We start from the raw sequence: 8,304 nt of genomic DNA, 5'->3' as shown, positions 1-8,304 counted from the left end.
CGTTAAATTAGGATTTATCGATTGTTTTGTGAGCAAATCATTTCGCGACAGCGACGTGTTATGAAAACGGTTTGTGTATATCTGGGTGCAAACTTAGGCAATAATAAGGCATTTGAACAGGCCACCATAATACTTGCGCAAGAAATTGTTGATATGGGACTCACCTTGATTTATGGAGGATCCTCTTTAGGAATGATGGGACTATTGGCAACGACAGTAAAATCTTTAGGTGGTAAAGCCATAGGAGTTATGACAACACATCTTTTAGATAAAGAAAAACCATTGGAAATTCTGGACGAGTTGCATGTGGTTGATTCAATGCAGGAACGCAAAAAAATGCTTCAAAAGTTAGCTGATGCTTTTATAGTCATGCCTGGTGGTTTAGGAACGTTAGAAGAAGCAATTGAAACTTGGAGCGCTGTAAAAATAGGTGAGCTTGATAAAAAAATTGGATTTTTGAATATTGATAATTATTTTGACAAGCTATTGGAGTTTATGAATGATTGTAAAAATGCAGGGTTTATGAATGCCAAACAATCAACAATACCAATAGTAAATAGTGATCCTTCCCTATTGCTCAGCCATTTAGTTCAAACAGCCGAAGAAATTCACATGACGGATCAGAAGTTTGCATTAGTATAAAAATAGTAGGGAATTTATGAACGGAATAAGTTTAGAAAAACATCTTTAATCAATGCTCACAATATGTCAGGCAAATATCTGAAATTATTTTTGATTGAATAGATCAGGTTTATTGAAGGTTTAAATCGTTTTTATTTTAATCAATTCATCACAAAATAAAATAATTTCTTCTTCAGTATTATAATAATGTAAGGATGCACGAACTAAACTAGGAATTTTTCTTTGTACCAGATCTAATGGGGCATATTCCTGTAATGATACTGAAACATTCATGTTTTTTGTAGCTAGATAATTTTTTAATTCTTTTGGAGACTTATTTTTGCAGGTGAAGCTAATAATTCCGCATTTATTTAAACCTAAATCCTGGATTTTTATGCCATCAATCTCGGCCAAACATTCGCGCAATAGTTTTGCTAAATGTTGAATTCTTTTCCATGTTTCTGATAAGCCTAAATGAAGAGAATATTGAATAGCTGTCTTTAGCCCCAATTTGGCTGCTATATTTTGCTCCCAAGTCTCAAAACGGGAGGCATTATTTTTCAATTCATAATAATTAGTTTTAATTAGTATTGCTGAATGAAGATCGATAAATGGAGGATTGCATTCTTGAATAACACTTTTACTCACGTATAGAAATCCAGTACCTCTAGGTCCTCGCAAGAATTTTCTTCCCGTTGCGCAAAGAAAGTCACATTTTATTTCTTCAACATCTACAGGCATTTGTCCAATCGACTGTGTAGCATCTAATAAAAATAAAATGCCATATTGTTTTGCTATTGAACCTACTTCACTCACTGGATTTATTAATCCTCCTTGAGTAGGCACATGGGTAATTGCAATGAGTTTTACTTGCACATCGATTTTTTTTCTCAACATTTCAATATCAAGTTGTCCATGATCATCATTAGGTATGATGTCAATAACAACACCTTTGTGTTTAGCTATATGTAAGAAAGCTAGATAGTTACTGGCATATTCTGACTGGCAAGTTAAGATTTTATCGTTGGCTTTAAAATCAAGGCTGCAAAAAGCCATATTCCAAGCATGAGTTGCATTATGTGCATAGGCAATTTCATCTCGGGAACAATTGATAAGGCGTGCTGCAAGATCATAAAAAAGTTCACTCTCATCTTTTACAGCCGCAGCAGCTTCATATCCTCCAATCGAAGCTTCCAAATCTATATGATGCTTTATAGCGAAAGTAACGGGTTTTGGTGGTAAAGCTGCTCCAGCATTATTAAAGTGTACAACTTGTTGACATCCAATAGTGTCTTCTCTTAGTCCACTAATATTGAGTTTGGACATATTTGCAGTTTTCGTATGTGATTATTTACTGTCTTTGTACGTGCTTTTATGACAAAATACAAGCTAGACGGAAATATTACTGAACACCTTGGTTTAGTTAGAATTTTTTAACGATGAGAAAAGCTGTGAAAATTTATGAATGGATTCTATTCGACGCTGATAATACTTTATTCCATTTTGATGATTTCTTAGGGCTTAATTGCATGTTTAAAAAACATTTTAAGATGGAGTTTTATGAGCAGGACTATCAGGCGTTTCAAGCAATAAGTAAACCACTTTGGCAGAGTTACCAAAATGGCACAGTCAATGCACAATATTTACAAGAACGGCGCTTTTACTCCTGGGCTGAAAAATTACAAATATCGACTGCCCAACTGAATAGTATTTTCATGCAAACGATGGCAGATATAAGTAAACCATTACAAGGCGTACTTAGCCTGCTTAATTTTCTTAAAAATAAAGCAAAGCTTGGCATTATCACAAATGGATTTGCCGAATTACAGCAAACTCGTCTTGAACGCACAGGGCTTAAAGATTTTTTTGAAATACATGTTATCTCTGAACAAGTTGGTATTGCCAAGCCAGATCCAAGAATTTTTGAGTATGCACTTTCTTTGGCGGGTAATCCTGCTCGTGAAAAAGTACTCATGGTCGGGGATACTTTCGAGACTGACATGTTGGGCGGGATTAATGCCAAACTCAATACGTGTTGGCTAAATCCAGAGAGAAAACCTGCCCCACAAAATTTTATAACAAGTCATCAGATTACTTCTATATCTCAGCTTCAAGATTTATTGCAAGGCAAGCTATGAGTACTAACTATTTTAAAGATAATGTGAATGCATTAGACTTTTCAAGATCCATAGTTCCAGTTATGAAAAAAATAGCAGAGCCCTTACTAATAAACACAGAGATTACAAATTTTAGTTATTTGAAGTTTTGTTCCGATGGTTCTGTTATTAATCTGACCACAGACACAAGATGGATTGATTATAGATTTTCTGAAAATATTAAGTATCGAATTTTATTCGAAAAACAATTAGAAGACGGAGTTGTTGAGAGGCCTTATATGTATTTATGGCCAAATGAAATTGACAACAAACTTTTAGGTGCTTTGCATGCAAATGGGATATGGAATGGCTGTAATATTTACATACCCAAGAATAACCAAATAGAAGTGTTTTCGTTTTCATCATCTGTTAATAGCTCAAATATACAAAATTTTTACATAAATAATTTTAATTTTCTCAATAAATTCATTATTTATTTCATGAGTAATATGAATTTATTACATGAGGCAGAGGAAAGAAAGAATCGTATTATAACGGATATACAGTTTCCATGTATGCTGGCAAGTGAAACAAAGAACAAATGCATCGAGCAGAAAAAAATTTTTGATTTAAAAAAAATCAAAATTACTAACGAATTATTTCTAACTAATAAAGAAATAGAATGTTGTTATTATTTAAGCAAAGGTTTAAGCATTAAAGGTATAGCAAATAAAATGTGTTTGTCACCAAGAACAATAGAAACTCATGTGAACCATATTAAATTAAAATCCAATTGCTATACAACCGACTTGTTAATTGAATATATCCATCAAAAAAGGTGGATTTTCGATTCACTATTCACAAGTGAATTATAGATTTAAAAGTGTAAATAAATGGAAGATCAAAATATAAATCAATCTTTGGCTAATAAAGAAGAGTTGCCAAAAACTACCCAGGTTGTTCTTTTTTCTGGGGGGCGGGATAGCACCTTAACGGCATCATTATTGATGATGAGAAATATCCCTGTATATTTATTATCCGCTAATAGTGGGGCTTCAGTTCACAGAGATGTAACTCAATATAGAATAAAGGAATTAATCAGGAAATTTGGAAAAAATTTGGTTGTTGGATACAAAACTTTAGATATTTCTGGGACTTTTAGAAGTATTGCTCTTGAAAATATTGAACAAGACATTTTAACAGATAAAAAAAATTTAGTTGTTGTCGGTGAGATGTTAGCTATTATGGCACATGTTATCGATTTTTGTCTTAGATCCCACCTTAGTGTAGTCAATTGTGGTTTTACAAAATATCAGGCAGAGTTCCCAGAACAGCGCGAATCTTCAATTGAATTTATTTCAAATTTTTTAAAAAAGTATCATATTCATTTAGAATGCCCAATATATCACGATGCCTCCACCATAGAGTACGTAAAGTACAAATTATTACAGATAGGATTAAGTAATAAACCTTTAGAAGGATCGACATTATTTTCTGATACCTTTTCAAGAGCAGATGATCAAACAATTTTAAATTATTTAGAAAGAAAGGAAATGATGGCTCACGAACATATTAAATTTTTAACTCAGAATTTATTTGAACATTCAATTTAATCAGGAGTTGGTATGGAAATTGAGAAAGTCTTGATTAGTGGATGCTTAGTTGGGCTAAAAGTTCGATATCATGGAGGTGATGCTCCGTGCCATAGCCAAATAATTGATAGATGGGCCAAAGAAGGCAGGATTGTATCTATTTGTCCAGAGGTATCAGCCGGGCTTCCTATTCCAAGGCCTTCTAGTGAAATAATCCATGGAACTGCAAACGATGTATTGAAAGGCAAAGCAAAAGTATTTACTCACACGGGTATTGATAGGACTGATTCCTTTATTAAAGGTGCATTTAATGCACTATCACTTGCAAAAAAATTTAATATAAAAATAGCTGTCCTTAAAAAGGATAGCCCATCTTGCGGGAACACTACCGTATATGATGGTAGTTTTACTGGGAAAATTATCTCAGGCTCTGGTGTTACAGCACAATTATTAAATGACAATGGAATTAGAGTATTCAATGAATTAGAGTTGCATGAAGCAGATATATATATGCGGTCTTTAGATATTAGAGGGAGCTGTTATTTCACATAGGCAACCACATACCTAATTCACCACTGAAGCAGAGCCATCAATTTGCCTTTTGATGACCATCGATTAAACTTTTGCAGAATTGAATTTCAACATTCAATTTCTCATGCGTTGGTAATGAAATGAGTTAGTAGTTTTTCATAAAAGCATCAGTAAAAATCACCGATGTTTCTTAGCGTTATTTCTATTAAAGTCCCACTATCCCAATTGAAGTATAGCAATCAGTACTAATAACTATCTAAAACTGAAATTTGAGGACGGATCATTATGTTTTTAAACACATCAAAAAAATTACCTAAAGGACTATTTAAAGCCTGTGTTATTCCAAGACCCATCGCTTGGATTAGCTCGAAAGATATTGACGGCAACCATAATTTATCACCATTTAGTTATTTTAATATTATCTCTGAAGATCCTCCAATGATTATGTTTGCTACAACGGGAGCTCATCAGAGTGGTGGGGCTAAAGATACCTTAAAAAATGTGGAAGCAACGAAAGAGTTTACTGTGAATTTAGTAAGTTATAACAGTAGAGAAGCAATGAATATCACTTCGATTGGTTTTTCACGAGGAATTAATGAATTTGATATGGCTGAAGTGGCTCATTTGCCAGGAGAGTTGATTCAAACACATCGAGTTAAGGAATCGCCCATTAGCTTAGAGTGTATTTATCATCAATCAATACAATTACCAACGCCAAATAATGCTCATTTAATTAATCGAATGGTACTTGGCGAAGTGGTAGGAATTCATCTTGATCCGAATATTTTAACTCAAGATAAGCGTATTGATATAAACAAACTCAATCTTATTGCGCGGCTAGGGTATAACAAATACACCAAGATCAAATCACATTTTAGATTAAAAAATCCGTGCGAATGCTGCGACAACGTCATGAATTAACCATCCAAAACAATAAATTTAAATACTGTTAGCTGAATAAAGGAGTAATTATGAACAGTTTAAAAAATGAATATTATATAGCAACCTCAAAAGAACAAGAGTTTCAAAATTACAATAGGAATGAATTAAAAAAAATACACATGTTTATGAATAAAGCCTATCACCAAATATTATTTGGGGAAAAACCGATAGACAATAAGTTATTTCATGAATTTAAAAAATATGAGTCTTCATGGATGGCAAGTGAAAAGAGTCATTTTTTAGCACATTATGATTGCAGTGTTGTTGTAAAAGATGAATCTCTTGTTCGAGACCTGTTGCAAAAACATGAAGTATTTAATCATCCCATCTTTGATTATTTAATGCATGATGCCAGCTTTGAAGAGCTCAAAAAATTTGCCACTAGCGAATCCATTATGAATTTGGAGTTTTTCGATTATCTCGCATTGGCAGTGATAGGAGTTTCTGATCAGGCAAAGGTAGAAATTATGTCAAATCTTTGGGATGAGGCAGGCCAAGGAAGCGTTGAAAAATTTCATACAGTTTTGTTTCGAAATTTTTTAAATGATTTGGGTATCACCTATGATCGAAAACAAATTTTAGAGAGTATGTCTTGGGAAGGTGTGGCTGGAATTAATTTATTCAATTACTTTTCTATTTATCCTTTTAATAAAACCAAGTACTTTGGGATGCTTGCGGCAACAGAGATGCTTGATCCTCCTCATTATAACAAATTAATCAAAGGCATTAAGAGAATATTTAGTTCTCATAATATCGATCACTCTTATTACACGGAACATGAATTAGTAGATGTTGAACATGCCAGTGGCTGGCTTAACCAGGTTGTCATACCAGAGCTAGCGCGTAAGCCTTATAAAACACAGGATTTTTGGTTGGGTTTTTATATGCGACTGGATTCGACTAAAAAATATTATGACCAGTTATTAAATAGCTTAATCATGAAAAAAGCGGCGTGAGGTGGATGATGAGTTACATGCTTGTTTCAAATGAAAACGTGATTGCAGAAGAGTGGAAAAAATATGAAGGCTACACCGTGCGGCCTTTACCCAGTACCTGTGCTTATTATAAAGAGTTAATTCAATCGAACTCTAAGGAGGAGTCCTTTTTCATTTATGGAGGAACACCAGAAATCAGATCACTATTTCAGGAATCAAATTTAAAGGTCATCCTAGCAGATCAATCCGAGTTAATTGTTCGTGCCATGGGTTATCTGACAAAGGCTGCGGTACCTATTGCTGCGAATGAGAAGCTCACTGTAACCAATTGGCTTCATTTAGAGGGAGTTGCTGATAATTCATGTGACCTCCTTATTGGTGATGATGCGATTAATATGGTGGAGTGGCCTCAATTTGACTTGTTTTTATCCAACGCTCATCGTGTTCTTAAACGTGATGGTTTATTCATTTGTCATTTGTTAGTGAAACCAGAGGAATGCTTCATAACGAATACACTAAATGATATTAGACGTGAGTATGAAGATGGAATGATTAGAACTCAATATGACTTAGCCAGTAGATTAAATTTTATCTGCTATGACACTAATTCCTATGCTATGGGGTGGCAAAATACTATTGAACAGTTAGGAATCAATCAACTGGATCAATTCAAACCTGGTTTTGATTTTGTAGGTACGTTTGGACGATGTAATAGCAAGTTTTATTGCCCTCCACAGGATAAATTTGAGCGTTTGATCGATCACTATTTCCACATAGAGGAAGTCTTTTATCCACATGAGCATGAGTATTGTCAGTTCGAACCGGTTTATGTATTGCGAAAAAAATAATATAAGGATAGTTCACATGAGTACCCGTTTAATTAACTACACAACACAACCAGAATTCATTAAATTAATCGTACAAAGATATAAAAATTTTGACCTGACAAAAAAAACAATTCTTTTTATCGAGCCTTACGGGGCTGTTCTTTCATTGTTAAAGAGAGGGCTTGAAAAAAAGTATAATATTATTGTTTTAACAGCGAACAGTGATTTTAGAGTGGTGCCTGATGAGCTTTTAAATCAGGTTGCACTGAGTATCAATATAGATACTGCAAATAATAATAGTGTATTGGAGCTTTCCGACACATTACAGCAGCATATGTCACTAGATGCTGTCATTCCTGGTTTTGAATATTTTGTTCCTATTGCTTCAAAGGTCAGTAGCTTATTGAACGTACCTGGGATTGATTGTAAGCACGTATTGAATCTTAGAAGAAAAGACCTTATGCGTACTGGTTTAAATAAAGCGGGTTTGAGTAGTCCACGGTATTACTTAGTAACTTCTCTGGATGATATTCATGAAGCCATAGATTATATTGGGTTTCCGGCCATCTGTAAGCCTATTGATGCTGCAGGAAGCGTGCATGTTAAGAAAGTTGAAAATAAAAAGGAATTACTTGAAGCTGCCCACCGGATATTAAATGGCAATGATGTCCTATGGGGTCATAAACTGTCTAATTTATTACTCTTAGAAGAGTATATTGATGGTAAAGAATACAGCTTAGAAGGAATAGTTCAAGATGGA

The 8,304-nt window shown here is 34.0% G+C and carries 10 protein-coding genes; 9 read left to right on the top strand and 1 reads right to left on the bottom strand.

The window, feature by feature from the left end:
* Positions 1 to 60 precede the first annotated feature (60 nt).
* Positions 61 to 642, top strand: a complete 582-nt coding sequence (locus QM652_RS13190; protein ID WP_415076560.1) for a TIGR00730 family Rossman fold protein — start codon at positions 61 to 63, stop codon at positions 640 to 642.
* A gap of 120 nt (positions 643 to 762) precedes the next feature.
* Here QM652_RS13190 and QM652_RS13185 read toward each other — a convergent pair whose 3' ends face one another.
* Positions 763 to 1,947 (bottom strand): aminotransferase class V-fold PLP-dependent enzyme, encoded by a 1,185-nt coding sequence (locus tag QM652_RS13185; RefSeq protein WP_415076558.1) that lies wholly within the window; start codon positions 1,945 to 1,947, stop codon positions 763 to 765.
* 125 nt (positions 1,948 to 2,072) lie between these two features.
* Here QM652_RS13185 and yjjG point away from each other — a divergent pair, with 125 nt between their 5' ends.
* The 8 genes from yjjG to QM652_RS13145 all read left to right on the top strand — a co-directional run.
* Positions 2,073 to 2,759, top strand: coding sequence for a pyrimidine 5'-nucleotidase (gene yjjG, locus QM652_RS13180; RefSeq protein ID WP_415076556.1), 687 nt, complete (start codon positions 2,073 to 2,075; stop codon positions 2,757 to 2,759).
* Complete coding sequence (locus QM652_RS13175; protein ID WP_415076554.1) at positions 2,756 to 3,592, top strand: helix-turn-helix transcriptional regulator; 837 nt, start codon at positions 2,756 to 2,758, stop codon at positions 3,590 to 3,592. Before yjjG ends, QM652_RS13175 begins: the two co-directional genes overlap by 4 nt.
* Before the next feature lie 18 nt (positions 3,593 to 3,610).
* Entirely contained in the window at positions 3,611 to 4,330 is a 720-nt protein-coding gene (locus QM652_RS13170) for a hypothetical protein (RefSeq protein WP_415076552.1), read from the top strand.
* A gap of 12 nt (positions 4,331 to 4,342) precedes the next feature.
* On the top strand, positions 4,343 to 4,861 hold the full coding sequence (locus tag QM652_RS13165; protein WP_415076550.1) for a DUF523 domain-containing protein: 519 nt from the start codon (positions 4,343 to 4,345) through the stop codon (positions 4,859 to 4,861).
* A 264-nt stretch (positions 4,862 to 5,125) separates the two neighbouring features.
* On the top strand, positions 5,126 to 5,761 hold the full coding sequence (locus QM652_RS13160) for a flavin reductase family protein (RefSeq protein ID WP_415076548.1): 636 nt from the start codon (positions 5,126 to 5,128) through the stop codon (positions 5,759 to 5,761).
* 50 nt (positions 5,762 to 5,811) lie between these two features.
* Positions 5,812 to 6,738 carry an iron-containing redox enzyme family protein gene (locus QM652_RS13155; RefSeq protein WP_415076546.1) on the top strand — a complete coding sequence of 309 codons (927 nt, stop codon included), beginning with the start codon at positions 5,812 to 5,814 and terminating at the stop codon, positions 6,736 to 6,738.
* Between the two features lie 17 nt (positions 6,739 to 6,755).
* Positions 6,756 to 7,565 (top strand): class I SAM-dependent methyltransferase, encoded by an 810-nt coding sequence (locus QM652_RS13150; RefSeq protein ID WP_415076544.1) that lies wholly within the window; start codon positions 6,756 to 6,758, stop codon positions 7,563 to 7,565.
* A 16-nt stretch (positions 7,566 to 7,581) separates the two neighbouring features.
* On the top strand, positions 7,582 to 8,304 hold a 723-nt coding region (locus QM652_RS13145; RefSeq protein ID WP_415076542.1), incomplete at its 3' end, for an ATP-grasp domain-containing protein.

It is taken from the genome of Legionella sp., from assembly GCF_047605385.1.
Taxonomy (GTDB): Bacteria; Pseudomonadota; Gammaproteobacteria; order Legionellales; family Legionellaceae; genus Legionella.
Note: the sequence above shows the minus strand (reverse complement) of the source record. Positions and strands in the feature narration are given on the sequence as shown.